Source organism: Helicobacter himalayensis, from assembly GCF_001602095.1.
GTDB classification, from domain to species: domain Bacteria; phylum Campylobacterota; class Campylobacteria; order Campylobacterales; family Helicobacteraceae; genus Helicobacter_F; species Helicobacter_F himalayensis.
Genome location: NZ_CP014991.1, coordinates 150494 through 176539 on the forward strand (window position 1 = coordinate 150494; position 26046 = coordinate 176539).

At 39.2% G+C, this 26046-nt stretch carries 30 protein-coding genes; 12 read left to right on the forward strand and 18 right to left on the reverse strand.

Annotated features, from left to right (window positions below; translation table 11 throughout):
- The first annotated feature begins 6 nt into the window (after window positions 1–6).
- Together A3217_RS00680 and A3217_RS00685 are read left to right on the forward strand one after the other, a co-directional pair.
- Complete coding sequence (locus A3217_RS00680) at window positions 7–681, forward strand: hypothetical protein (RefSeq protein WP_066386759.1); 675 nt, start codon at window positions 7–9, stop codon at window positions 679–681.
- Between the two features lie 48 nt (window positions 682–729).
- Window positions 730–1893 (forward strand): glycosyltransferase family protein, encoded by a 1164-nt coding sequence (locus A3217_RS00685; protein WP_066386761.1) that lies wholly within the window; start codon window positions 730–732, stop codon window positions 1891–1893.
- A 44-nt stretch (window positions 1894–1937) separates the two neighbouring features.
- On the opposite strand, the gene A3217_RS09710 is transcribed toward A3217_RS00685, so the two are convergent.
- From A3217_RS09710 to A3217_RS00760, 14 genes are all read right to left on the reverse strand, one after another.
- The gene (locus A3217_RS09710; protein WP_066386763.1) at window positions 1938–3698 is read right to left on the reverse strand and encodes a methyl-accepting chemotaxis protein; all 1761 of its coding nucleotides are present in this window, start codon (window positions 3696–3698) and stop codon (window positions 1938–1940) included.
- Between the two features lie 93 nt (window positions 3699–3791).
- Window positions 3792–4964, reverse strand: coding sequence for an FAD-dependent oxidoreductase (locus A3217_RS00695; RefSeq protein ID WP_066386766.1), 1173 nt, complete (start codon window positions 4962–4964; stop codon window positions 3792–3794).
- A complete protein-coding gene (locus A3217_RS00700) occupies window positions 4954–5943 on the reverse strand; it encodes a Gfo/Idh/MocA family oxidoreductase (protein WP_066386769.1) in 990 nt (329 codons plus the stop codon). Before A3217_RS00700 ends, A3217_RS00695 begins: the two co-directional genes overlap by 11 nt.
- Complete coding sequence (locus A3217_RS00705) at window positions 5931–6695, reverse strand: glycosyltransferase (RefSeq protein ID WP_066386770.1); 765 nt, start codon at window positions 6693–6695, stop codon at window positions 5931–5933. The genes A3217_RS00700 and A3217_RS00705 overlap by 13 nt, the downstream gene beginning before the upstream one ends.
- The gene (locus A3217_RS00710; protein ID WP_066386772.1) at window positions 6692–7462 is read right to left on the reverse strand and encodes a glycosyltransferase family protein; all 771 of its coding nucleotides are present in this window, start codon (window positions 7460–7462) and stop codon (window positions 6692–6694) included. The genes A3217_RS00705 and A3217_RS00710 overlap by 4 nt, the downstream gene beginning before the upstream one ends.
- A gap of 294 nt (window positions 7463–7756) precedes the next feature.
- Window positions 7757–7942 (reverse strand): DUF5408 family protein, encoded by a 186-nt coding sequence (locus tag A3217_RS00720; RefSeq protein ID WP_066386778.1) that lies wholly within the window; start codon window positions 7940–7942, stop codon window positions 7757–7759.
- Between the two features lie 29 nt (window positions 7943–7971).
- Entirely contained in the window at window positions 7972–8799 is an 828-nt protein-coding gene (locus A3217_RS00725) for a metal ABC transporter solute-binding protein, Zn/Mn family (protein ID WP_066386779.1), read from the reverse strand.
- A 16-nt stretch (window positions 8800–8815) separates the two neighbouring features.
- Window positions 8816–10165, reverse strand: coding sequence for an SH3 domain-containing C40 family peptidase (locus A3217_RS00730; protein WP_066386781.1), 1350 nt, complete (start codon window positions 10163–10165; stop codon window positions 8816–8818).
- A gap of 16 nt (window positions 10166–10181) precedes the next feature.
- A complete protein-coding gene (locus tag A3217_RS00735; RefSeq protein WP_066386783.1) occupies window positions 10182–10532 on the reverse strand; it encodes an arsenate reductase family protein in 351 nt (116 codons plus the stop codon).
- A 51-nt stretch (window positions 10533–10583) separates the two neighbouring features.
- Window positions 10584–11318 carry a TerC family protein gene (locus A3217_RS00740; RefSeq protein WP_066386785.1) on the reverse strand — a complete coding sequence of 245 codons (735 nt, stop codon included), beginning with the start codon at window positions 11316–11318 and terminating at the stop codon, window positions 10584–10586.
- Window positions 11319–11323: 5 nt separating this feature from the next.
- Window positions 11324–12274 carry a magnesium/cobalt transporter CorA gene (gene corA / locus A3217_RS00745; RefSeq protein WP_066386787.1) on the reverse strand — a complete coding sequence of 317 codons (951 nt, stop codon included), beginning with the start codon at window positions 12272–12274 and terminating at the stop codon, window positions 11324–11326.
- Window positions 12275–12302: 28 nt separating this feature from the next.
- Window positions 12303–13061: a hypothetical protein gene (locus A3217_RS00750; protein ID WP_066386790.1), complete on the reverse strand. Its 759-nt coding sequence runs from the start codon at window positions 13059–13061 to the stop codon at window positions 12303–12305.
- A 324-nt stretch (window positions 13062–13385) separates the two neighbouring features.
- Complete coding sequence (locus A3217_RS00755; protein WP_066386793.1) at window positions 13386–13631, reverse strand: RNA recognition motif domain-containing protein; 246 nt, start codon at window positions 13629–13631, stop codon at window positions 13386–13388.
- A gap of 150 nt (window positions 13632–13781) precedes the next feature.
- Window positions 13782–15044, reverse strand: coding sequence for an ABC transporter permease (locus A3217_RS00760; protein WP_066386796.1), 1263 nt, complete (start codon window positions 15042–15044; stop codon window positions 13782–13784).
- A 256-nt stretch (window positions 15045–15300) separates the two neighbouring features.
- Between A3217_RS00760 and A3217_RS00765 the strand changes: the two genes are divergently transcribed.
- The gene (locus A3217_RS00765) at window positions 15301–16947 is read left to right on the forward strand and encodes a lactate permease LctP family transporter (RefSeq protein ID WP_066386799.1); all 1647 of its coding nucleotides are present in this window, start codon (window positions 15301–15303) and stop codon (window positions 16945–16947) included.
- 95 nt (window positions 16948–17042) lie between these two features.
- On the opposite strand, the gene A3217_RS00770 is transcribed toward A3217_RS00765, so the two are convergent.
- From A3217_RS00770 to A3217_RS00780, 3 genes are all read right to left on the reverse strand, one after another.
- Window positions 17043–17321 (reverse strand): putative Se/S carrier-like protein, encoded by a 279-nt coding sequence (locus tag A3217_RS00770; protein ID WP_066386801.1) that lies wholly within the window; start codon window positions 17319–17321, stop codon window positions 17043–17045.
- Window positions 17322–17383: 62 nt separating this feature from the next.
- Window positions 17384–17947 carry a YceI family protein gene (locus A3217_RS00775; RefSeq protein ID WP_066386804.1) on the reverse strand — a complete coding sequence of 188 codons (564 nt, stop codon included), beginning with the start codon at window positions 17945–17947 and terminating at the stop codon, window positions 17384–17386.
- Window positions 17948–17964: 17 nt separating this feature from the next.
- Complete coding sequence (locus A3217_RS00780; RefSeq protein ID WP_066386808.1) at window positions 17965–18390, reverse strand: MarR family winged helix-turn-helix transcriptional regulator; 426 nt, start codon at window positions 18388–18390, stop codon at window positions 17965–17967.
- 325 nt (window positions 18391–18715) lie between these two features.
- Between A3217_RS00780 and rplU the strand changes: the two genes are divergently transcribed.
- From rplU to obgE, 5 genes are all read left to right on the forward strand, one after another.
- Window positions 18716–19030, forward strand: a complete 315-nt coding sequence (gene rplU, locus A3217_RS00785) for a 50S ribosomal protein L21 (protein ID WP_066386811.1) — start codon at window positions 18716–18718, stop codon at window positions 19028–19030.
- A gap of 29 nt (window positions 19031–19059) precedes the next feature.
- The gene (gene rpmA, locus A3217_RS00790; RefSeq protein WP_066386813.1) at window positions 19060–19317 is read left to right on the forward strand and encodes a 50S ribosomal protein L27; all 258 of its coding nucleotides are present in this window, start codon (window positions 19060–19062) and stop codon (window positions 19315–19317) included.
- A gap of 166 nt (window positions 19318–19483) precedes the next feature.
- The gene (locus A3217_RS00795; RefSeq protein WP_197456892.1) at window positions 19484–19798 is read left to right on the forward strand and encodes a hypothetical protein; all 315 of its coding nucleotides are present in this window, start codon (window positions 19484–19486) and stop codon (window positions 19796–19798) included.
- Window positions 19786–19941 (forward strand): hypothetical protein, encoded by a 156-nt coding sequence (locus tag A3217_RS08900; RefSeq protein WP_231860249.1) that lies wholly within the window; start codon window positions 19786–19788, stop codon window positions 19939–19941. Before A3217_RS00795 ends, A3217_RS08900 begins: the two co-directional genes overlap by 13 nt.
- A gap of 13 nt (window positions 19942–19954) precedes the next feature.
- A complete protein-coding gene (obgE, locus tag A3217_RS00800; protein ID WP_066386817.1) occupies window positions 19955–20950 on the forward strand; it encodes a GTPase ObgE in 996 nt (331 codons plus the stop codon).
- An 80-nt stretch (window positions 20951–21030) separates the two neighbouring features.
- On the opposite strand, the gene A3217_RS00805 is transcribed toward obgE, so the two are convergent.
- Window positions 21031–21798: a tRNA 2-thiocytidine biosynthesis TtcA family protein gene (locus tag A3217_RS00805; RefSeq protein ID WP_066386819.1), complete on the reverse strand. Its 768-nt coding sequence runs from the start codon at window positions 21796–21798 to the stop codon at window positions 21031–21033.
- A gap of 130 nt (window positions 21799–21928) precedes the next feature.
- Here A3217_RS00805 and A3217_RS00810 point away from each other — a divergent pair, with 130 nt between their 5' ends.
- The 4 genes from A3217_RS00810 to A3217_RS00825 are packed head-to-tail and all read left to right on the forward strand — an operon-like array spanning window position 21929 to window position 26016.
- Window positions 21929–22915, forward strand: a complete 987-nt coding sequence (locus tag A3217_RS00810; protein ID WP_066386821.1) for a hypothetical protein — start codon at window positions 21929–21931, stop codon at window positions 22913–22915.
- A complete protein-coding gene (flgA, locus tag A3217_RS00815; protein ID WP_066386823.1) occupies window positions 22905–23828 on the forward strand; it encodes a flagellar basal body P-ring formation chaperone FlgA in 924 nt (307 codons plus the stop codon). Before A3217_RS00810 ends, flgA begins: the two co-directional genes overlap by 11 nt.
- Window positions 23825–24418, forward strand: a complete 594-nt coding sequence (locus A3217_RS00820; RefSeq protein ID WP_066386824.1) for a UbiX family flavin prenyltransferase — start codon at window positions 23825–23827, stop codon at window positions 24416–24418. The genes flgA and A3217_RS00820 overlap by 4 nt, the downstream gene beginning before the upstream one ends.
- Before the next feature lie 2 nt (window positions 24419–24420).
- Window positions 24421–26016: an ATP-binding cassette domain-containing protein gene (locus A3217_RS00825; protein ID WP_066386825.1), complete on the forward strand. Its 1596-nt coding sequence runs from the start codon at window positions 24421–24423 to the stop codon at window positions 26014–26016.
- Window positions 26017–26046: the final 30 nt, after the last annotated feature.

The window sequence follows — 26046 nt, forward strand, 5'->3', positions numbered from 1 at the left end:
TAGGCTGTGAATTTACTTGAACTTGTCTTTGCTATCGCGCTATGTGGGGTGTTTTATGCCATAAGCACGCCTTTTTCAAATCAATCTCTTTCAATGGCAAAAAACGCGCTTTCTTTTCACCTTAAAAGCGCGCAGATTCTGGCATTAAGCGATGATAGGGAGTTTTTGCATCTGCAAGATACAAGCGCTACAAAAGTTGAATTTCCCTCTATCGACACGACTTCACTTCTCACACAGACGCAAAATGCGCTGTGGCAGGTGCAATTTCACATAGGCAAAATTTATAGCACTTTTAGCTATTCTCTTTTTGTGGATACACCGCGTTTCGCAAAGACTACGGATTTTGACTCGCGCCCGATGGCTGGGGATATTATCGCACTAGATTCCCTAAGGCGTTGTATTAGCGGGTATAACAATACAAATACTTCGGTTGAATGCAGAAATAACACGCTTTTTGAAACACGCTTGAGTGAGCGTTTAGGGATTGAGAATCTAGAAATTTTTGCACCAGTCAAATGCAGTGAGCGCGATACTGCAAGGGTGCATTTTGATAGATTTGCGCGCCCGATGTGTGCGAAAATCCCAACGCGATTTCAAAGCAGCTTCCAAATACATTTAAGCAAAAAATCCCAAACCACCGCGCTTTGTATCTTGCCACAAGGCAAAATCACAGGGTGCTAGAATCTTGCTTTTGCACTTGTTTTGGGAAAATTTATTTAAGGAAAAGTGGTGAAAAAAATAACGATTCTTTGTGATTATGATGTGTTAAAGCGCCCGCGCCCATACCGCCTTTTGCAGATGCTACAAGAGATTGGCGGATTTAATCTTAGCGTGATTGCAAAGGAATGCTCATTAATACAAGGCGTTAAAACCTTTAGTTTTCCGTCTTTGCCAACTGCCAAAGAGCGCACAAAAGAGCAAAATGATACATTAAGGCAATGGTGTCAAAAAGGTGCATTTGAAAAGCTTATTTTCACGTCAAACCGCCTAAAGATCCGAGAATTTTTAAGAGAAATTCCCTTTCAAGATTTGTTGATTGTCGAGGATATTACGCTTTTACCTTTTGCATTGGAATCCAAAAAGCACGCAAGGTGTGGCAAGGTGCTTATTGACCTGCGCGAGTATTACCCGCTAGAGTATGAGAATAGCAAGGAATGGTTGGAGGGTTTTGGGCTATTTTTTAAGCATTTATGTGAGGTGTATTTGCCAGAGGTTGATTATGCATTATGCGTGAGTGAATGGATTTTAAGACGCTATAAGGTGGAGTTTGGGATACAGGGCGAGGTGTTTTTATCCTTGCCTAAATTTGTGCCAGCGCGTAATCTAGCTTTGAGTGTGCGTACGCAAAGCAAAGAGATTTCTTTGCTTTATCACGGCTTTGTGAGTGCAGATAGAAGTAGTGAAAATCTTTTAGAGCTTGCCAAAAAGCTTCCAGCGCACTATAAACTCTATCTTATGGTGCTAAGTAATCAGCCTCAATTTTTGTATTCCTTGCAAGAACGCGCAAAGGGTATTGAGAATCTTGTATTCCTACCGCCTGTGCCTATGGGTGAGATTGTGAATTTTAGTGCGCGTTTTTGTATCGGACTTATACCATTTTTCCCAACGACTTTTAATCTTATGTATTGTATGCCAAACAAGCTTTTTGAATACCTTCAAGCACGCCTTTGTGTCCTTACAACACCACTTGAAAGCGTGGGTGCATTTGTGAAAAAAAATCAATGCGGGATTGTGGCGGAGGATTTCAGTGTAGATTCTCTTGTAAAAGCCCTTCAGCACTCAAGCGTTGAAGACATTGCTAGTATAAAAGCACACAATGAATCTTTAGCGCAAAAATATAACACGCAAGCAAATATCCCGCGATTAAAAACAATTTTACAAAGGGTTTTGTAGGCCTTTTTAGAATCCCAGATTCTCAAAATCCCAAAAGTCTTCCCCTAAAACCTCTTCTTATTCACATCTTCTAATATCTCTTCTGCTATGCCATTTACTCTTTGAGTAATGGTATTTGTAGTGTTAGCTACTTCTACATTTTCTTGTGTGAGTGTTTCTAGTTGTGCTATGGCTTCATTGATTTGTCCTAAGCCTTCTGTTTGCTCTTTTATAGATTCACTCATTTCATTGACTGATTGCACCAAGACATTTACATTTGCCTCTATTTCTCCTAGTGATTTAGAAGTCCTCTCTGCTAGTTTTCTCACTTCATCAGCCACAACAGCAAAGCCTCTGCCGTGCTCTCCTGCTCTTGCTGCTTCAATAGCCGCATTTAAAGCGAGCAAGTTTGTTTGGTCTGCTATATCTTTGATAACACCTACAATGTTTTTAATATCTTCTGCTTGCTTGGTTGCATCGATTGTCTTATCACTTACATTTTGCATAGATGAGCTTATTTCTTCTACTGCTGCGGCTGATTGCTCTAAACTGCTAGCTTGTGCTTGAGAACCATCTGCTAGTCTTTGCATAGAGGATTTAAGCTCATTGCTTTGAATGCTTAAATCTTTTGCAAAGTTTGAGCTAGCTACAAGCATTTTTTTAATCTCTTCACCCAAAGTGTTTGTAACCACTTCCACTCTTCCTTTAGCATCTTTTACTTCAGTGGTGAAATCTAGCCTTGTATAAGAGTCAAAAACTCTTGTTATTTCATTTGTGTCGCTTCCTATCTTTTGCTCTAAGACATCAAGCATAGTGTTAAGCACATTTTTTAATTCTATCAATTGTGGATTAGCAGGATTTTTAATAATCCTTGCTTTGAGATTCCCACTTTCTATTTCTTTAGCAGTCTCTGCTGATTGTGCTATGGCTTCTTCGTCTTGAAGGAGGGATTTTTGAGTGCGGGAGATGTTGGATTCAATTGCCCGCTCCATTTTGCCAAACTCATCTTTTGTATCCAAAGGTTTAAAATGAGGCTCTTTAATCTCGTGATTGAGATATTGGAAAAAGTTCTCAATATTGCTACTTAGTGCATTGACACTGCGCATAAGGTTGGTATAAAAAATAAAAACAAGCGGTGTGAAAACAACCACAAACACGATGATTGAAATCCCCACGATATTTGTTATGGAATCAAGAATAGGGGTAATAATCTCCGTCGCCACTTCTTTTGCGTGTATATCTAGTGTATCCGCATAAACGCCTGTCGAAATCCACATATTTTGGGTGTGTGGGATTTTTTGTGCGTAGCCCACTTTTTGCGCAGTGCCTAGAGTGCCATCAGGCAAGGGCTTTGAAAAAGTAAAATAAACAAATTTTCCTTTTTCATCTTGATTTTTAGAAGTTTCAAACAAGTCGCGCACATAATGTACACCATTAGAATCTTTAGCATCATAAAGCGACTTTCCAAGCAGGTCTTTTCTCGTAGGGTGCGCTACTGGAACATATTCTTTATACACAAAGTAATAGCCGGACTTATCAGATTCAAAGCGGAATCTTTCAATTGCCTTCTCAATAATTGCGATTTGTTCATTTTCTGGCAAGCCTTCCACCAAATCGCCTAATGCATATGCTATAGAATCTGTGGAAAGTTTGATTTTCTGTTCCACTTCAGCTTGGATTGTATGCGTGATTTTAGTTTTTGCCATAGATTCTAGTTCGTGTTCGTTATACGCGATAGTCCCAACAAGCAGGGCAAAACTCACAATAGAACCACTCACAAGAGACAAAATCTTAAGCTTTAAAGAAAGATTTTTATACGATAGCATAGACACCCCTTTATTACTGAGAACTTAGAATTCCTCAAAAAAAAAAAAACGACGCAGGATTATAAGGGATAGCAGCTTAAAACTTCTTAAACTTTATGAAAAATGCACCGCACTCAAGTACGAATCTACACTCTGTAGAATATCATAAATATTGTCTATTTTACCCCCAAGTATGTTTGAAAAATTTTTAAAACCATAATCTTTAGTAAAAATAATGGGTCTGCCATCATCAGATTCATTTTGCATTCGCACAATTTTTACTTCAAAAAGAGAATCTTGATATTCCAAAGAACCTACAATAGGCATATAACGTTTTGCATCTGCTAGCATATAAGGAAAGTTGGAGGTTTTGGGATATGTAGCAAGCGTATCATAAGCATTGATGTTTAGTTTATCACACCAACTTGCATGCGGTGTGTAGCGCACATGGCTTAGCGTGTGTGAATTGAGTGCTGGAAAAGGCATAATGGAGAAAAACGCCCCGTCCATTATAGTGATACTTAAATTTTCCAACTCTTTAGGGATTGAAACAAGTGCCATTTCTGTGATTTCTGCCTTTAAATCTAAAAGTGGAAGGTTGGAATTTTTTAAAAGCGTATTAAGCCCTGCGTAGGTGCAATTAAAAATATATTTTGCATAAAGGGTGGATTGTGTAGATTGTGTGAATTGCGTGGAGTTTTTAAAAGTTGATTTGAAAGTGTTGTTTGTGGTTGAATCTTGTGTAAGAAGCGCTAAATTTTCACCTTCTTGCCATATTTTTTGAGCATTTGTATTCAAGCGGATTTCGCATTTGGTATTTTTGTTAAAAAGTTTATGTTTTAAAATTTGCTTTAAAATCGCGGTATTAAAGGCGCATTCACGCACTAAAAAAACCTCCTCAATCAATCTTTGATTGAAAAACGCCTTGATATGTTTAGGTGCTGGTTTAATGGGCGCGTGCATTTTGGAGAAAAGATGATAAAACTGCTTTGTGCTTGTTTTTGAGCCAATGCGCGCTATACCATAATATTTATCAAAATTATCCACAATTGCTTCTTTATAATCTTTACAAAAGTGTGTAAAACTTCGCATTGAGCTATATGCTGTAAGCAAACTGCGAGGATAGTGATAGCCTCCATGCACGCGCGCTTGATTAGCAAAACTCGCGCGCATTAAAAGTTCATTTTCACGCTCTATAATAAGAATTTTGTCAAAATATTTTTGCAAAAATACCCCAAGAGAACAGCCATAAAATCCCCCACCGATAATAATGCAATCATATTTCATAATGCACCTTTTTTCTGGTTTGAGAGGCAGATTCTGATACAGGTGGTGATTTTAGGGATATAACGTAGGATTCTAAGAATCTTATAACACGTTTATGAAGGGTTAAAAGCCTTGTTGAATGTTTTTTATCTTTAATAGCGCAAGCAAAATCCTGCACGCAAAATGCGAGAGTGTTTGTCTCATCAAAATCAAAATATTGTGTTTCTTTAGATTCTATTTTAAAAGTAATTTTTGGAGCATTTAGCATATCGAAATAAATTGAAAAATTTGATGCAGAAATTTCTAGCGTGCGTGCTTTTTCTTTGCATTCAAGAGAGCAGGTAAGTTCCAAATCTATGGGAAAATCTTTCTCCTTAAATTGAGCATCTAAAGAAAGAGATTCTAAAAATTTTGCGCGGGCTTTTACATAAACACTTAGTGGATAAGATGATGAAGCTTGTGCGGTTATTTCAAAAGGTATAGTTTCTTTGAAAAACAAAGCAAATACGCTCAACCAATGCACGCCAAGCACTTCAAGCGCGCCTTCATTTTCATAAAATTTACCATATTGCGTGATTTTTGCTTGAAATTTTAAAGGGAATTGCGCTAAGTGTAAATGCTTCAAAAGAAGTGTTTTTATGTGTCTTATTGATGGGGAAAGCGTGTAAGGATAGTCGGTGTAGAGTATGGCATTATTTCGCGTGCTTAATGAATGTAAATACTCAAACTCTGCTAGATTCCTGCAAGTTGGCTTTTCAACAAAAATATGAACACCTCTTAATAAAAGCTCTTCGCATAATTTAAAATGAGAATCTAAGGGTGTGGCTACAAACGCACATTTGCAATCCTTTGGCAAAAGCTGTATTTGAAACTCACTACCAAAGATTTTTGATAAATGAAAATATGGACTTTCCTTAATATAGCGCGTTAAAACACTCCCCCAATACCCCTTGCCTATAAGCACGCTAGGAAATGGAGCAGTAGAATCTAACTTTTGCATACTAATTTTCCACGGATTCTATAAATAAAAAGTCGGCTTATTTGCTTGAGATACTCACAACTTAGGCGCATAATTTTTACTTTTGAATTGCTATCATCTTCCCATTTTATGGGGATTTGAGTGATAGTTATGTTGCTGTATTGCGCCACCATTAGCATTTGAGCGCAGTAAAACCAGCCATTATCCTTGTAGCAGTTTTCAACCAAATGTTGCGCAATGGGTGCTTGATAAAATTTAAATCCACACATACAATCATTAAAACGCGCCCCTAACACAAGGTGCATAATGATATTTAGCACGCGTGAAGTAAAAGTGCGCTTCAAGCTGCGTCCATTTACTTGAGAATCTTTAAGCAACCTTGAGCCCACAACGATACTTTCTCCTCGCGTAAGCCTTTCATAAACTTCAATCAAATGTGTAATATCAGTAGATAAATCAATATCCATATAGCCTATAAATTCACAAAACATATCCTTACTGCCTGCAGATTCTGCACGTTTTGCATTATGCAAAATTGCCTCTCTAAAAGCTAGCCCCACGCCAATTTGAGAAACCTTCAAATACTCTACAAAAGAGCTTTTTAGGCATAATTTTTGTGCAATTTGCTTAGTAGAATCTGTGCTGCCATTATCAGCAATGGTAAGAATATAGGGTATTTTTGCATTTTGCAAGAATCTTTCAATCTTGTTAATGCTAGATTCTAAAACTACCTCTTCATTTAATACAGGCAACACAATATTTAGACATTTCATTTGCTTCCTTGTTGTTTTTGGGTTTCTACATTTTTTTCTGCGATATAAAGCTCTAAGTTGCTCTTTTCATCAATTACTTCATAAAATCGTTCTTTGCGCATACTTAAAAGTATGACACGCAAGTATTCTCCAAGAATGCAAAGCATCAAAAATATCACAAAATTCACGCTTACAGCATAAAGTGAGCTAGATGTCCAACCTCCCTCAATGTAGGGTTTTAGCAAAAATGAGACGCCAACAAAAATACCATAACAAAAATTAAAAAATGCCATCAAAAGACATAAAATAGTGCCTATTCGCAGGAGTTTAAAAGAATGTTGCGTGATGTAATCAATGCCGAGGTTTAGATTCTGTAAAAAGCTTTTACTTGGGGATTTTGCAAGTGGAGTGAAAGGGTATTCGTATTTTGAAAATGCCCCATCAAATTGCACGAGTCGCAAAAGTTTGATTTGTGTTTGTGTGTTGAGAAGGGAGTGTATGACTTTTCTATTTAGCACGCAAAAATCGCTGTAATTATGCTTGCATTTAGTAAAATCACCAAAGATTCTAAGGCTTGCATAAAAAGCGCGAGAGAAAATTTTTTCAAATAGATTTTGCTTTTTATCCAAACGTGTGCCGATGATTATGTCGTGCGTTGGTGCAATTTTGAGAATCTCCACACAATCTTTTATACTCTGGGCTTGCAAATCTACAAAGAGCAAATAATCGCCAATACAATTTTGTAGGAAAATTTCGCAGTTAAATGCTGTGCCTGTTGGTGAGCGCACCTCTAGGATTCTAAGATTTGGATAGTTTTCTAATAAGCCTTGTATATGGGGGGGGGGTAATACTATTTTTAGCTAAAGAGCTAAAAATTGGATTTATAAGTAAAATCTCATAATAGGCAAAATGCTTATTTAAAGCATCTTGTAGTTGCGCTAATCGCGCGCAATCTACTTCTTTATTTAACAATGCAATAGAAATAAAAGCAGAATCTAAGAGCATTATTCTAAACCTCTCCTTTTAAAATCGGGTGCTTATTGTAACAGAAATTTTATATTGTTTTCTTATTTGCTCCTAAGTTATTCTAGCTTTTCAAGCTTTTTTTCCACTTCGATAACGCGGTGGCTGATGCCCGCTGTGGAATCCACCTGCACAAGCAACACATAGATATTTACAATACTAAAAAGCACCACCAGCCCTACGCAAAAAAGTGCGATTTTTACCGCGCGCTTAGCAATTGCCCTTACATCTTCTTCGTGTGGCATATTCCCCCCCCCCCTTTTTTTTGTTAAAGTTAATTTTCTTGCTCTGCAATTGTATGCGCAATTTTTAAAAGCATTTCTTTAATATCCGCGCTCAATACATTAAGCTCTTTAATTTGCGCTTTAAGCTCATAGCTTAGTGCTTGTGCTTGCTTTTTTGGGTATTGTGGTTGGATAAAAATTGTGTGGATTTGAGAATCCTTTGTTTGTGTTTTTACCTCGCTTAGTTGCTTTGCTTTTTCCGCACTTTTAAAATCAAGCGCTAACTCCTGCAACCCATAATCGCGCGCAAAATATTTCAAGCAAGAATGCGCCACCACAAAGACTTTTTTAGAATCCCCTTTTGCAAAAATCGCCTTAATTTCAGAATCTAAGTCATCAAGCTCTTTTAGCAACATTTCATAGTTTTCCTTATAAAATTTTTTGTTATGCAAATCAATGCTTGCAATGGCGTAAAAAATCTCTTTTGCTTGCAGTTTTAAAAGCTTTGGTGAAAGCCATATGTGATTGTCGTTTTCAATAAACATATTTTGAGGGATTGCGCTTGCGCTATTGATGACGCGCATTCTAGGATTTACCTGCTTGAAGCGGTTTTGCCATTTTTTTTCATAAGGCATACCAATACCAACAAAAAGGCGCATATCTTTGATTTCTTTCATTTGCTCTGGACGCGGTTCGTAGGATTCTGGTGCGAGATTCTGGGGGATTAGAATACTCACTTTTGCGCGTTCTTTTGCGATTTTTTCCACTAAATAGCTTTGTGGCGCGATGCTTACCATTATGCGCAATTGCCTTGGTGTAGCAAACGCATTTGAGACAAGACACAACACAAAAAAACAACAAAAAAGACTTTTTCTCATTTTTCCAGTATTTCCTTTATTTGCTTTGTAAGATTTTCTCACTCAAAACTCGCATATCAGACATTGCACCTACGCGTTCAAGAAGTGTTTTGCTGCGTGAGAAAATACCATTTTTTTCATCTCCAACATACAGGCTGCTTACCACGACGCCACCAAGCAAGTTCTCATATTTTTTGCCACTAGTTACGCTCCACGCGCTGTGAGCGACTATTGCCCTACCTTCAATTGCGCCTAGATAAATCATTATATGCCCCTGAAGCCACAAAATCGTATAAAAAGGCGTGGCATTTTCGATAATAAACTTTTCTTTTTTCTTTGCGCTCATTTTGCTTAAATCTATCGCATTGCTTGCGTATAACGCTTGAGCTTTAGAATTTCGTGGTAAAAAGATTCCATTATGCGCAAAAATATCGCGTACCAACGCCGAACAATCCCTTTCCTCATACATTCCGCCCCAGCCGTATTTTTTCCCCATTAATTGTGTGAGAAAATCCGCCACTAAGCTAGAATCTAGCGTATTTGGGAAGGGGATAAAATCCTGCTTGCTCACACGTGCGGTGGTGATTTTAGCAGTTGCGGATTCTGTGCGCATATAGATATAGATTTCATACTCTTGCGCGTTTTTGAAGTTTGGATTGAGTGCAAAAACCTGCCCCAAACGTGCAGTGGTATAAAAATTCCCCTTAATATCTTTAATAGTGATATTATCTCTATTTGGTGTAATATAATCGCTAAATTTTTGGATTGTTGCACTATCTTTTGCCCCCACAAAGCCTATGTCGCTTAGCTCCACCCAGCCATACACGAAGCTTGATTGTATGTGCGCAAAGCGTGCGCTTGTGTCAAAATGTGTGATAAGCACGGGCGTGCCAGCAAAGATAAGTGAGTTTTGCCACCTATCAAAAGGGTAGCCATCTTTTTTTGAAAATTTTGGCATAATTGTAGGCACAGCACGCACACTTGTAGTTTTTGTGATAATGGCTTTAATTTTAGCTGATGGGTAAGATTCTAACTGCATAGAATCTAGAAGGCTTTGTGCTTCTTGCAATGTGTAGGGCTTGGTATTTTCCCCATAGCCTTTGTTTTGAAGCATACCATAGCGCACCCAAAATACAGAATCTACATCTTCATTTGGCTCTTCGCTCCACGGGGAAAAAAACTTGCTTAGATAATCATTTTTTAACTTTTTTAACTCTTCGGGATTCAAAGTTGGCAGGGTGAAGTTCAAGCTCGTCTGCTCTAGGTAGTAGTTAGCATTTTGCGGATAGGTGCTTAGATCTTTTGGTGTTACCTGCACTTTTGTATGCGAGCACGCGCCCAAAAAAAGCGCTATAAAAACACCTAACGCCCAAAAATTCTTGCACATAACACACCTTGTTTGTTTAGAGAGATTTTAGAGCAGATAGAATTGCGCTTTCATCAAATCCCACTACAAGGCTAGAATGCGTAACCTCTATCACTGGTCGTTTTATGAGGCTTGGATTTTCAAGCATTACTTGGATTTTTTGCTCCTCACCGAGATTTTTTTCCTTCAATCCAAGTTTTTTGTAAGTCGTGCTTTTGGTGTTTAGCAGTATTTGCATACTTGATTTTTCAAGCCAAGAATGGATATTCTGCAAGGTTGGGGGTGTTTTTTTAAAATCAATAAACTCATACGCAATATTTTTAGAATCTAGCAAAGCACGCGCTTTTGCCACACTCCCACAATTCTTAATCCCATAAAGCTTTATCATTATTAAAATCCTTCTTTGCAATATCAAAGGCGCGATTATAGCATAAATGCTTCACTCTTTTCTTTGTTTGCGCCTTTGTAACCAAAGATTTATCATCTCTACACCTAAACTAAAGACGATGGCAAAATACAAATAACCCTTTGGTATATGAAAATGCAGAGAATCTGCTACAAGTGCCACGCCAATAAGGATTAAAAACGCTAGGGCGAGCACTTTTATCGTTGGGTTGCGTTCGACAAATTCCGAAACACTCTGTGCGGCGAGCATCATCACGCCAATAGCTATAACAATGGCTAAAATCATCACCACAAGATTTTCTGCCATACCAACTGCTGTGATGACAGAATCTAGACTAAAGACAATATCAAGCAACGCGATTTGCGCGATGACAAGAAAAAAAGAATGCGTGAGTTTTGCTTTTTGCTCGCTTTCGCCTTGTGCCATTTGATGGATTTCAAGCGTGCTTTTGTAGATTAAAAACAATCCACCCAAAAACAGCACCACATCGCGCCACGAAATTCCAAAATCACCAATATAAAAAAACGACTCTTTTAAATGCACGAGCAAAAAGATAAGACTTAAAAGCAAGATTCTCGTTACACACGCAAATGCAAGCCCTAGAATCCTAGCTTTTTGACGCAGAGATTCTGGCAGGCGCGAAACAAGCACAGCAATAAAAATAATATTATCAATCCCTAGCACAATTTCCATAATGCTAAGCGTGCCAAGTGCCAGCCAATTATGCACATCAAATATCCATGTAAATAAAAAAGAAAATGTCTCCATAAAAGTTACAACCATCCTTTTTTCTTAAAATACACAATGGGGAAAATCGTGGAGAGTATCATAATGACAAGCACCACAGGATAGGCAAACTCCCAATGTGTCTCTGGCATATAGTCAAAGTTCATTCCATAAATCGTGCCAATGAGCGTTGGGGGCATCATCGCCACGGTTACAACGGTAAAAAGCTTAATTGTCTTGTTTTGCTCGATATTGATTTGGTTTGTCAAAATATTTTGAATATTATCAAGTGCATTCATATTTACTGCGGTAAATTCTACAAGCGAATTTAAGTCCTTTAGCACGATTGTGAGATTTTTTTTCGTATCAATATCGGCTTTGTTGCTTTTCAAAATCGCAGTAATTGCGCGACGCTTATCAAATAGAGAATCCCTTACACTCATATTTAGTTCTTGGAGGTTTGAGAGTCGCTCAAGCATTTCATCATGGTCTGTAAGCTGCTCGCTAAAGACACTTTTACGTAGGATTCTGGTTTCTTTTGCCGCAGATTCTAGTAAGTCAGCGTCTTTCTCCACGCGTGCTTCGAAGATTTTGGCGATGAGGTCAAAGCCATCTTCAAAGTTTTTTGGGCTTGCAAGCACAATGGCTTGTATCTCATCAAATACTTTAAACTCGCTGTATCTGATAGTAAAAAGGATATTTTTATGTAGGATAAAGGTAATGGTTTCATTGATAAGCTCGCTGGCGTTGCGCACGAGGAAGTAAGTATTTATCGTAATGCTATTGCTATCTTCCCAATAGCGTGCGGATTGCTCGATTTCCTCGCGCTCCTCTTTGGTAGGAATGTCAAGATTATAGGTATGTGCGATGTAATTAACCTCCGCGCTCGTAGGCTCAAAAAGGTCAATCCAAAGAATCGTCTCGCCTAACTCAATGCCTGAAGTTAGCTCAAAACTTTCCCTGCTTACAAAACCATTTTTTTTGAAAAATATATTCATCGCTATTCCTTAAGATGTATCACCAAACCTACTCACATATTAAACTTATTTGCGCGCCAAGTTGCTTTTGTTGCGCTGATTCTATGGGCTCTGCGCTCAAATTTGACGCAAGTGTCATATGTGAGCGCAAAAGTTGATTTTCATTAAGAGAGAGTTTCACGCTTTTGCAAGTTTTCCCCAAATGCTGGCTAAAGTTGTTTTCACTCTCTTTAATTTTTTCAAACAGCACCCCTTCAAGCTCACCTCGCACCTTTTCAACCTGCTCCTTGCTCAGTGTAGTATTAACTGAAGGGATAATCAGCGTAAAATACCCGAGATTATCGCTTATAGAATCCACTTCCTTTATCATTGTTGCGTATTTTTCAAACTCCTCCTTTTTGAAACTGCAAGAAAAATCTGCACTCAGGCGCTGTCCGATCAAAGTTTTCACACCATCTTTGTAAGAATAGTTCGGCTCAAGTGTGTAGCTTCCACCTTTGCAAAGCTCGCTCTGTGCAAACTTTTCAGAAACTTTTTGAAATGCCACATCAATGACAGCCTTTTCTTCATTGCTAAGATTTATCTTTTTAGCAAGATTTTCACTTTCCCTAATTTTTGGGAGAGCAACATAAGAATCCGGCATAATGCTCACTTGCACCTCAATATACGCCTCCACTGCCACAGACTCTTCTTTTATAAAGCGCGAAAACAGCGCGTTGCCTTGCAAAAAAAGCATATAAAATACAATCCCGCCCACAAAAAGCGCCAACGAAAACACCGCAAATAAAAAAGTCTTAATCCAAGCCATTTTCAATCCTTCAAAAACAAAATCCGCCCATTATAGCAAAATAAAGCGACTTAAGTCTTGGTAAGATTCTAAAGATTTAATCAATAGCAAAGTAATACCATCATGGAAAGGGATTGCAGCCAAAGCGGGGCTTGCTCACACAGATAATGCTATATAAGAAAATAGATTCTTAAAAAATAAGAATCCTTGAAAATTATTGAGTAAATCCTAGCTTTATGTGAAAATTTAGTGATAAAGTATTTGAAGTGTTTAAAAAAGATAAAGTGTGTCAAGCGTATGCCCAACACAAAGATTTAAAAACACAAAAAGTGTCTTTTATGTTGCTTACACGCGAGGTTTTGCCTCATTTACACGCAAATTGCGCCCTTGGAAGTCTTTATCATTAAGCGCTTCAATGGCTTTGAGTGCATCAGCATCTTCCATTTCCACGAAGCCAAAGCCTTTTGGTCTGCCACTCTCGTGGTCATTAATCAGCTTTACTGAAAAAACTTCCCCGAACTGCGAAAAAAGCTCCTTAACGCTCTCTTTTGATGCGGAATACACCAAATTCCCTACATAAATCGTCTTCAAACCAAACTCCTTTGTGTTTTCCTTAAAACTTTGGGTTGCAAACAAAAAGGAAAGATCTTTTTTGAGGGCAAGCTAAAGCTTAGGTTTAAGCATTCTATTCTTAGAAAACTTAAACTTAGCTTAATATTATGCCTGTAAAGCCCTTGCAAACTATTCATTACGCAAAACTGCAAGTGCGTCAATTTGTGAAGCTTTGTAAGCTGGGTAATATGATGACGCACATACAATCATAATTGCCCCAAAAAGTGTGAGTAAGAAATCAATCGCGCTTAGTTCAAGCGGAAGTGTGCTTGTGCCATACACATCAGCAGGCAGAGAAATAATAGGAAAATGACTTAGCACAAAAAGCGCAATGCAGGTAAGAATCACACCAAGCACAATACCACCTCCGCCAATCACCACGCCGAGCGAAAAAAAACTCTGCTTTATCTCCCCTTTGCTTGCACCCATTGAAAGCATAAGTGCAATCTCGCGTCTGCGCGTCATCACAACCATTAAAAGCGAGCTAATAATATTCAAACTTGCCATAAGGATAATAAGCATTAGTACGATAAAAAGCGCACGTTTTTCTAGCTCCATCGCGGAGAAAAAATTCCCATTTTGCTCCCACCAGCCTTCAACACCCACAGGTTCGCTAAAATTTTGGTGCAAAAAATCTTTTAAAAGTTCTTTGTCCTTAAAAGCGTCCTTGCTAAAAATGTGGATTCCATCATACAACCCAGAATCTAACTTTCTAAGCTTCTGCAACGCACTCAAATTCGTATAAATATACGCCTCATTATACGCCCTAAGTCCAGAATCAAACACTTCTGCCACTTCAAAACGTTTGCTTTGAGGGAAAAGCCCAAATGCGCTAGGCTCAAGATTTGTAAAATACAAGCTAAGCTTATCGCCAGATTCTAAAAAATAGTGCAAACTTAGCTCTTTGCCAATGAGTGCGGAAAACCCATTTTCCTTGAATTGTGTAATTTTCTCCGTGTTTAAAGCACCATTTTCCCCCTCATACGCCTTTTTTACCACTTCATTAATAGCAATCTCACTCTCTATATCAACGCCAATCACCACTGCTGCACCCATATTATTTCCCACGCGACTTAGAGCATTTGCGCGCAAATATGGACTAAATAAAAGATTGGGAAAATGTGCCCTCAAAGCCTGTAAAATCTCATCATTCACGCCTTTTGAGCTCATCGCATAAATACTTAAAGGATAATTCATAATAAAAAGCTTGCGCTCAAATTCCTTGCTCATACCATTCATAATCGCCATCGCCACGCACAGCACCATCACGCCAATACCAACGCCAAAAAACGCCAAAAGTGCCGTGATACTGATAAAAGGCTGGCTTTTATCAAAACGCAAATATTTTGGTAAAACATATAAACTTAATCGCAAATTTGGTCGCACACGCATTTTTTGAAAATCCTTTACATTTATCCTTGAGGGCAATTTTGAAGCGGATTCTAGCATTTTTATAAATTGATAGAGAAAGCTTTGGAGTAAAAATTTTCTTGCAATTATTGTTTTAGAGACGAGATTTTCTTTAAAGAATGTTTAATTCTTACACAAAAAGCGTTTAGATTTGCATTTTTTTATGAAAGTGATTTTTGATTTTTAAAAAAAGTTGTTAGGATAGGTCGTTTTAATAAAACTTTAAGAAGGAGTGTGTATGGAGTGGGTTCAGAATTATTACCCATTTGAGAATATTTGGTTAAGCGCATTTGTGGCGTTTCTACCTATACTTGTTTTCTTTGTTTCTCTTGTGGTATTTAAGTTAAAGGGGCATACGGCGGGATTTTTGACCGTTGTGAGTGCGGCAGTTATTGCGGTGGCTGTGTATGGTATGCCTATTGATAAGATGGCTTGGAGCTTTGTGTATGGGGCATTGTATGGATTTTGGCCAATTGCTTGGATTATCATCGCTGCAATTTTCCTCTATAAACTTACGGTGAAATCTGGCTATTTTGACATTTTGCGAGAATCTATCATCGCTATCACGCCAGACCAACGCTTGCAGGTTATCCTTATAGGATTCTGTTTTGGTGCATTTTTAGAAGGTGCTATCGGATTTGGAGGACCTGTGGCTATTACAGCGGCACTGCTTGTGGGATTGGGATTGCGTCCGCTTTATGCAGCTGGACTTTGTATGATTGCAAACACTGCTCCTGTTGCATTTGGTGCTGTTGGGATTCCGATAACAGCAATGGCTGGTGCTGTGCAAGTAGAAGCACTTAAAATTTCAGCGATGGCAGGACATATGCTTCCGCCACTTTCACTTTTTATACCATTTTTCCTAGTCTTTTTGATGAATGGATTTAAAGGTGTGAAAGAAACTTGGCCAGCGTGTTTTGTGGCAGGTGGAAGCTTTGCTATTGTGCAGTTTATCACTGCCACACAGCTTGGACCAGAGCTACCAGATATTGCATCAGCAGTTGTTTCAATTGCGTGTGTGGCGATATTCTTACGCTTTTGGAAACCAAAAAATGTTTTCAAATTTGATGAAGAAGTCGGTGGCAACACAAAACTTGAAGTTAAAAAACATTCTGTAAAAGAAATTGTTTTAGCGTGGATGCCTTTTGTTATCCTTATTGCGGTGATTATTGTTTGGACACAACCTTGGTTTAAAGCGCTTTTTGCTGCTGGAGGACCTTTGAGTGCGCTTGTGTTGAAGTTTAACTTCAGCGATTTGGCAAATATTATCCAAACAACGCCTGTTGTAACGGAAAATAAAGCAGTGAAATCAGTCTTTGAAATCCCGCTTATTAATACTGTTGGGACATCGATTCTTATCGTTGCACTCATCACAATGGTGATGCTTAAAGTTAAGGTTTCCACAGCTGTGAGTACTTTTGGTGAGACACTCAATGAGATGAAATTCGCAATACTCACAATCTCGCTTGTTGTGGGCTTTGCATATGTTTCAAATTATAGTGGTATTTCAGCTACACTTGCGCTTGCACTTGCAGAAACAGGCAATGCGTTTGCGTTCTTCTCACCTATTGTTGGCTGGATTGGCGTGTTCTTAACAGGAAGCGATACAAGCTCAAACTTGCTCTTTGGGTCTTTGCAACAACTTACAGCGCGTCAGCTTGACATACCAGAAGTGTTATTCCTCGCAGCAAACTCTGTTGGCGGTGTGGTAGGAAAGATGATAAGCCCACAAAGTATCGCTATCGCATGCGCGGCAGTTGGCTTGGTTGGCAAAGAATCCGACCTTTTCAAATACACGGTGAAATATTCTGTTCTATTTGTCATAGGCATTGGTATCTTTACTTACCTCATTGCCTTCCATCTTACTTGGATTATCCCTTCATAAAAGGGATTTTCTAGCAAAAGAGAATCTGCGAAGATTCTCTTTTATCTTTCTATATTCTTAAAAAAATTAATCAATAGAATCCAAAAATTTACTCTCTATATTTTTTTACTCGTGCAGATAAACTTGAAAGCGACTTCTTTTTGTGTCAAAAGATTCTCAAATTCTGTGCTTAAAAGCAGAATCTCTTCTTTGCTAAAGTCTTCTCTTGTGCTTTCAAGGTAGATTGCTAATGTGCAGTCGTGGGAGTATTCTCTCGGGGCTGGGCAATGCTCAAAAACAAGCCCAAACTTCGCAAAGCTCGGGCTTGCGAGTGCTCTACTTGCGACAAATGCCGCGCTTGTGGTTGAGAAAATAAGGTAACCTTGAAAAATCATTGCGCCCCTAGCCCTAGAATGTAGAAATTTATTAATTTTTGTGAGATTTTACAAAAGATTCTCTATTTTGCTTTCCATATTGTGTGAAATTCTAACTTCACGCTATTGCTATTCATCGCGCTTCCTTTAATCTCAAAATCCTTGATATTTAGCTCTCCGCGCAAAATAAGCTCTAACTCTTGGCTGTTTTGTAGCTCTGTTGTGAGTTCAAGCTCTTTTTGCACCCCATGTAAATCAAGCACTACCCTCATCGTGCCTAGAATCTTGTTATCTTTTTGCTCTTTTGTCTCATAATTTAGCATTTTTAAATGCGCTTGCTTAAAGTTTGCTGTATCAAGAAAATCTTTTTCTTTCAAATGTTTATCGCGCCCCTTGCTATTACTAAAAACAGATTCTAGCTCGACTACGCCTTCAAGCGCAAGGATTGTGCTTTTATCTAAGCACAAATTTCCTGCAAATTTCTTAAACTCGCCACTAACGCCAATAAAGCCAAGCTTTTTCACATAAAAAGCGATCTTAGAATCTTGCTGTTTGATATCATAGCTCTCCGCGCCAAATACGCTACTCACGCCAAAAATTAACCAAAATGCTACGCCTACTAAAAATGATTTTTGAAAAAAATTCATACTTGCTCCTTAAAAAGTTAGTGAAGTCCCAAGTAGATTTTTTGCAAAACTGCCTTTAAGCTTTCGTATTCAGATTTTGAGATATGCATTTGCAGTTGTTCTTTTTGGAATCTATCCATCATCACGTATGTTTTTATCGCAAGCGTTCTGCCAGATTCTGTCAAATGAATCATATTTTCGCGCCTATTTTGCGGATTTTTCACACGCGTTACAAGCCCCTTAGCTTCCAAATCATCGATGAAAAACCGCACATAATTTTTGTCTGCGTTTGCAATTTCACAAAGATGAGTTTGAGAAGTGGGGGTATGAAAACATTTCCAAAGAATCCCTGCCTGCTTATGCGTGATACCAAATTCTTCAAGCTGGCTGTCAAACCTCTTTGAGAGAATATCTCGCATACTTGTTGCAAGAAGTCCGATACACTGCATAATATCTAACTGCATAACTTACCTCATTTGCCAAAAGTAGGAAACATCTAGGGCTGAATTATAGCTTTTTAAAAGCAATTTTGCCTAATTCTACTTAGAAAGAATATTATAGATTATAGTAATTTTTAATTATTATAATCTATAAGGAAATATTACAGAATCTTGCTTGAAGTAAAACTTAAATAGTAATTTTTAATTATTTTCATTAGAAAATATTATTAAGATTCTCTCTTTGTAGCAAACTCATCACCTAATAAAGCTTATATTAAAAATTTTTCAGCTAAAATCCACACCTTGTTTTCGCAAAAAAAACAAAACTTTTAAATTCTAAGGAATGCAGATGTATGCAATATTTAAGAATGGAGGCAAACAATACAAGGTAAGCGAGGGAAGCATTGTTTTGCTTGACAAGCTAAGCCTTGAGCCAAAGTCAAAGATGGAGTTTAATGAAGTTTTGGCACTGCATAATGGAAGCGAGCTAAATGTCGGCACACCGCTTGTTGTAGGGGCTAAAATACAGGCTGAAGTGATTAATGAAGGCAGAGGCAAAAAAGTAATCACTTTCAAAAAGCGTCGTCGCAAAGATAGCAAGACTAAACGCGGATTTCGTAGGGATTTCACACGCGTGAGAATCCTCAAAATCTCTGAAAAATAAGCTTTTGGCAAAACTTTAAGGAGCAAAATATGGCACATAAAAAAGGTCAGGGTAGCACCCAAAACAACCGCGATTCTGCGGGGCGTCGCTTAGGTGTGAAAAAGTTTGGTTCGCAGTTTGTGCGTGCGGGAAATATTATCATTAGACAGCGAGGCACAAAAGTGCATCCGGGTGATAATGTAGGCATAGGAAAAGATCATACGATTTTCGCACTTGTTGATGGTGTGGTGAAATTCACACAAAAATCAAAAGAGCGCAAAAAAGTCTCTGTAATCCCAGCGTCTTAGAAAGCGTGGCGTGCGTCTGCGCGCTTTTTCGCGTATTTTGCAAGTAGCTATAATGAGCAGATTCTATTTTTTGCACTAAACATACTAGTTTTTGCAGAATCTCTATACTTAAAACACAATGTTACAGCAGCCATAAACCTTAATAATAAAGGATTGTGAAGTGTGTGTGCGAAATGGCTCGGAGCAGAGGCGAAGTGGAATTTATCCCCGCGAGATGATAGCCTTTAATGAGGCAGATTCTCACTCCTCCACAACACAGCAAGAAACCACACAGCAAACGCTCATAAAAACTAAAAAATCTCACAAGATGCTCACCACCATGCGTCTAGAACTTTTGAATGGATTCCAACTGCAATTTAGTAAATTTGATAACAATTCAAATATTTTTGAAGTCGCGCTTTTGCAACATCTGCGCTATTATTTGGGCGCACATTTTTCACTTAGTGCGCATTGGGCTTGGCGCGTGTGGTGGATTCTATAAGTTTTAGCAGAGGCACTTTTGGCTTTTATATACCCTTAGGCGTGGAACTAAGCATTGTTGGTAAGCCACCTGTTAGGGAGGTTGGTTACTCTTATTTTGGTATTGGCGCGAATTGTCTTTGGTATTTTTATGCGTTTTTCTGAATAAAGGATTGTAATGTTTGTAGATAGTGTAGATATTTTTGTAAGTTCTGGGAATGGTGGCGCGGGAGCGGTGAGCTTTCGGCGGGAAAAGTTTGTTGTACAGGGTGGTCCTGATGGGGGCGATGGAGGTAAGGGTGGCGATGTCATCTTTGAAGTGGATACCGCGCTTAACACCCTTGTGAGATTCCGTGGCACAAAGCATCATAAAGCGCAAAATGGCGCGCCCGGTGGCGCTCGACGTTGCACGGGGAAAAGTGGCGAGGATTTGATTATTAAAGTCCCGCTTGGCACGCAGATTCTTAATTTTGAAACCAAAGAGATTTTGGCAGATTTAGAGAGACTGGATTCTCGCGTGGTGTTTTTACACGGCGGTAAAGGTGGGCTTGGCAACGCACGCTTTAAAAGTGCAACTAATCAAGCCCCAACCTACGCACAAAAAGGCATTAATGGTGAAAGTCTGCATATCCGCTTAGAGCTCAAACTCATCGCTGATGTGGGGCTTGTGGGCTATCCAAATGTGGGGAAATCAAGCCTTATTTCTACACTTTCAAACGCTAAGCCTGAAGTGGCGAATTATGAATTCACCACGATTACGCCTCATCTTGGCGTGGTGGAAGTGGATATGTTGCATTCCTTTGTGATGGCGGATATTCCGGGTATTATCGAGGGCGCAAGTGAGGGCAAAGGATTGGGGCTGAAATTTTTAAAGCATATTGAGCGCGTGAAGTTTTTGCTTTTTGTACTAGATTTGACACGCAGTGATTTATCCGCGCTTATGCAGTTTGAAAATCTTAAATTTGAATTAGGTAACTTTTCAGAAGAGCTTGGCAATAGAGACTTTGGAATCGTCCTAAGCAAAGCTGATACACTAGAATCTGATGAGTTTCTTAAGATAAAAGATGAGCTTTCCGCGCTTGCACCAAATGCGCATTTTATCCTTGAAATTTCCTCTATCGCGCATATAAACACGGAAAAACTTAAATTTTTGCTCTTAGAGGCTCTTACTTAATTGCCTCTTAAGGAAATCAAATTTCTCTACAAAAGCCTAGAGAGAAGTAAAATAAGCACTCTATCACGTTTCTAGCGCTTTTATTCTAAATACCTTTCATCGCAAAAGCTTCCTGCGTGCAAATGTGAGAAGGCATTTTTGAGTGATTTAAAAAAAACTGGATTTTTAGATTCTAAACTCGCAAGAAATTGCTTTGTGTTTTCGCGTGCAAAGGGGCGTTTGTCATCATCAAGCCAATTTATGGGGCAATTGCAATCAGGCGCGATATAGATTTGATTATGCGCAATGAAGTCAATAATCTGGCGTTCGCGCACAAAAATGAGCGGACGGATAACTTTCAAGCCATTATGCGCGGTGTAGATTGGTGGCATTGAGCGCAACGCGCCATTATAGGTAAGATTCATAAAAAAACTCTCCGCCGCATCATCTAAATGATGCGCTAAAGCAAGTTTAGTAAAGCCTCCTTCTAGCGCCTTTGTATAAAGTGCACCTCTACGCATACGCGAGCAAAAACTACAATATATTGTCCCCTCTCTTTTATGGTCTTCCAAAATCTTATAAATATCTGTGCGGTAGAGTTCATAGGGCATTCCGATACGCTCGCAGTATTCAAAAATATACTCATATTCGCCCCCGCGCCCATAATCCACGGTGAGTGCTTTGACTTCAAAATCAAAAGGTGCGTGGCGCTTCATATAGGCTAAAAGTGTGGCTAAAAGGATAGAATCCTTACCCCCGCTTAAACCCAAAAGTACCTTATCGCCCTCTTGTATGAGCTTGTATTGCGCGTTTGTCTTGCCTGTGAGGCTTAGGATTTTTTTGCTGATTTGTGGGTAAGTGCTGCCCATAAAATTCCTTTGAAATCTTTAGATTCCGCAATTATACAAAAGAAAATGGCATAAATGACGCGATGTGTTTTAACCTTTGCTTAGAATCTTTTCATTATAATTTTGAAAAATTATTTTTTAAGGCGAGTTTGTGGGTGGGATTGAAAAGATTGTGGGCATTTTTTTGCTTTGTGGGATTGTGGCGCAGGGGGCAAATTTGCAAGATTCTGTGCAAGATTCCACGCGAAAACTCGCACAAGATTCTATAAAAAATCTAACCAAAAAACGCGCAGATTCCACACAACGCACGCAAACCACAAAAAAGCCCATACAAGAATCACAAAATATCAAAAAATCAAGCACACAAGAGCAAAATATGGCTTTGCAGGAAAACGACTTGACAGATGGGAGCACAGAGTATGGGGCTTTGCAAGATTTAGCACAAAAGCGCAGCGAGCAAGAGCGCAGAAAATCCCTAAAACCGCTTGATTACAGCAATCTTTTTAGTAAGCCACCCATTGAATGGGGTAAAATCGCTTCTGAAAAAAGCGGGTTTTTTGTGGGCGTTGGTGGGGCGCTCACCCCAACTATTCGCGCTGAAGATGGCGCCGAGCAAGTATATAGAGCAGATTATCCCCTTGGGTATGGATATGATTTGAAGCTAGGATTTATGTATTTTTCAAATCCTTATGTGGGCTTTCGTCTGTATGGGCAGTATGCTAATGCAAAGTCTTCTGAGCCTTACACCAGCGCGCGTAGCACACTTTCTCGGGAATATCAAGTGAGTATGTATAGTGTTGGGCTTAGTGTGATTTTGGATACCACATTGGGAAGTCGCTATGAGCACGCCATAAGCGTGGCGATTGATGTGTCTTATAGCCCAAAGATTGATTTTCAATCACGTTGGAGCGATGAGTTTGGCAATAGTGGCGTAAATGCCTTTAAAACGGGAAATAAGATTGTGCTAGGGCTTGGACTTGGCTATGTGTATCGCTCAAAACACCGCCTTGAGGTGATGTTTAAACGTTTTACTGATATTAAAGAAGGTGTGGATTCTTTTGTGGCGATTGGAAATAATGCACCTATTGTGTTTAATCAACTGCTTGGCGTGAGTATAGGATATAGCTATGTTTTTTAAAAAGCTTTTTTTATTTTGCGTGTTTGCTTGTGTTTTTGCTGATGAACTAGCGCATTTCCCAACCAAGCGGGAATTTAGCCTTGCAAAAAGCTATATTGTAGAAGATTCTGAAATTTACGCTCACACACTTTTCCCTGAGATACAAAAACGCTTTTTGCTTTTTATGATGCCACAAGATTCTCTAAAATTTATAGTACCTTCTTTTGAAGTGGCGCGCATTTTTGAGCGCAATGGCTACAAATTGCAAACGCCTTTTAAAGAGGTGCTTTTCACCTACCAACCTTCTTTAAAATTCCAAAAGCCCCGTGAGTTTCTCCAAAAGCTCTACACTAATTTTTTTAATGCCAATTGCCCGCAGAGTTTGAGGATAGATTCTATAAAATTTAGCAATTTAGAGGAATTGCAGGGCGTGGATTTCACAAACGCAGACTTTGAGCTTTTTGGCAAAATTAGCGCGCTGAAAAAATCTAGCGGCACACTCGTAGCGAAATTCCCACAGGATAAGAAAAAAATTTTTTTGCAATATGAAGTGTATGCGTTTGTAAAAACACTTTCCACAACGCGCAATGTAAGTGCAGGCGAGGAATTGCAAGATTCTGTTAGCGCGCAAGAAGTAGCATTTGAGCGATTTTCTGTCTTGCCTGCGTGTGAAAGCGACTTGGCTCTTGCAAGTGCGAAAGTCTATCTTACAAAAGGAAGTTTTGTAAGCAAGGATAAATTGCGCCCAAAGATTTTGGTAAAAAAGGGCGAGCTTGTGCTTGTGCAAAGTGAGGGCGAGGGATTTAGTATGCAAAATAGCCTTGAAGCGTTGCAAAATGGGACTTTTGGCGAGGTGATAAATGCTAAAAATACGCAAAGTGGGAAAGTCGTGCGCATAAAAATCACAAACAAAAACAAAGGCACACTTTTATGAATTATCCAAAAAAGCTTGCGGTTGGGATTTGTGGGGCAAGTGGCGTGCATTTGGCATTACGCTTTATTGAATCTTTACCCAAAGATATTGAAGTTTTTGTCGTACCAAGTGAGGGTGCGTTAAAGGTGTATGCGCGCGAGATAAGCGCATTTAAGCGCGATTGTGCATTTTCACTCAAAGAGGCGATTTTGGGCTTAAAGCGCGAGAATCTTATGCTTTTGGATTCTTACGCGCTAGATTCTTGCATTGCATCAGGAAGCTTTGGACTTGAAGCACTTTGCATAATTCCAACAAGCACCGATACATTGGCAAAAATCGCCCACGGTATTAGTGATAATCTCATCACGCGCAGTGCAAGTGTGATACTAAAAGAGCGCAAGACTTTATTGCTAGCTGTGCGTGAAATGCCACTAAATGCGATAATGCTAGAAAATATGCTAAGCCTTTCAAGGCTGGGTGCGCATATTGCCCCGCCGATTGTTGGCTATTATGCCCAGATTGCGGATTTGGATTCAATGGAGAGATTTTTTATCGGTAAATGGTTTGATTTACTGCATATCCCACACACGCTTTTTAAACGTTGGGAGTAGAAATGTCGCTTTTAAAAGTACAGAATCTAAATTTTTGCGTGAGTGAAAGTTTTGCATTGCAAAATATTAGCTTTGAGTTAGAGAAAAATGAGATTCTCGCCATTGTGGGAGAATCTGGCAGTGGAAAGAGTATGCTAGCCCAACTTTTGCTAAACCTCTTGCCACAAGCAAAGTTTCCAAAACAAAGCATTTTTTTTGAAGGGAAAGATTTAAGTAAGGTAAAAAATTGGCGTGCAATCCGTGGGAAGCAAATCGCCTATATTCCGCAAGAGCCATTAAGCGCGCTCAATCCTTTGCAAAAAATTGGCAAGCAACTCCTAGAATCTTACCTCTTACATAATCCAAAGCCTACAAAAGCGCGTCTTAATGAGATTCTCACCGAATCCTTGCAACGCGTTGGGCTAGATAAAGAGCTAGCAAATCGCTATCCCCACGAGCTAAGTGGTGGGCAGAGACAGCGCGCGCTTATCGCGCTAAGCGTGATTAATAAGCCACAGATTCTAATTTGTGATGAGCCTACAACTGCGCTTGATAGTATTTTGCAGGCGCAAATTATAGAGCTTTTAGGAAGTTTGGCAAAAAATTGCGCGCTTATTCTTATCACGCACGATTTAGCGCAGGTGAGGGGTTTTGCGGATAAAATCATTGTTATGCACAAAGGCAGAATTATAGAATCTAACAGCGCGGAGAAGCTTTTTAGCGTGCCACAGCAAGCCTACACAAAGGAGCTTTTAAACGCGCTTGAGTTTGGGGAATTTAGGCTGAATGATTTTAGCGATGAAGTTTTATTGCAATTGCAGGATTTTAGCGCGGTGGTTGCGAGCGGAGGATTTTTACGCAAAAAAGACAAGGCGCTTGTAAGTGGTGTAAATATGTGCTTACATAAAGGTGAGATTCTAGGCGTAGCTGGAGAATCTGGTAGCGGAAAGTCAAGCCTAGCGTTTAGTATTTTGCGTCTTATGTGCCATAGCGGTGCTTTGCGCTTTTTTGGCAAGGATATAAAGGATTTTACAAATGCGCAAGCGCGCGCGCTGTGTCAAAAAGTTAGCATTGTGTTTCAAGATCCATTTGCTTCGCTTAGCCCTAGAATGCGTATAGGTGAGATTATTACAGAGGGTTTGGAGGTAGCTTTGCAAGGCAAAAACGCGTATAAAGACAAATCCGCGCGCAAAGAGATTTTGAAACTCGCACGGATAGAATCCTTGCAACGCGTTGGGTTAGATAAAGAGCTAGCAAATCGCTATCCCCACGAGCTAAGTGGTGGGCAAAGACAGCGCGTAAGTATCGCTCGCGCGCTTGCACTAAAGCCAAATATTTTGGTGCTAGATGAGCCCACAAGTGCGCTTGATAAATCCTCGCAAAAGCAGATTCTGCGCCTTTTGTTACAATTGCAAAAAGAGCTTGATTTGTCGCTTCTTTTTATCACGCACGATTTAGAAATTTTGCAAGCATTAAGCCATAGCATTTTGGTGCTAAAAGATGGCAAGGTGCTTGAGCAGGGCGCAAGTAAAGAGGTTTTTAACGCGCCAAAAAGCGCCTATATGAAAGCACTTTTACAAGCACAGGTTAAAAAGAATTTAAAAATAAAGAGTGTATAATCGCGGATTTTTTAACTAAAAATCACTATG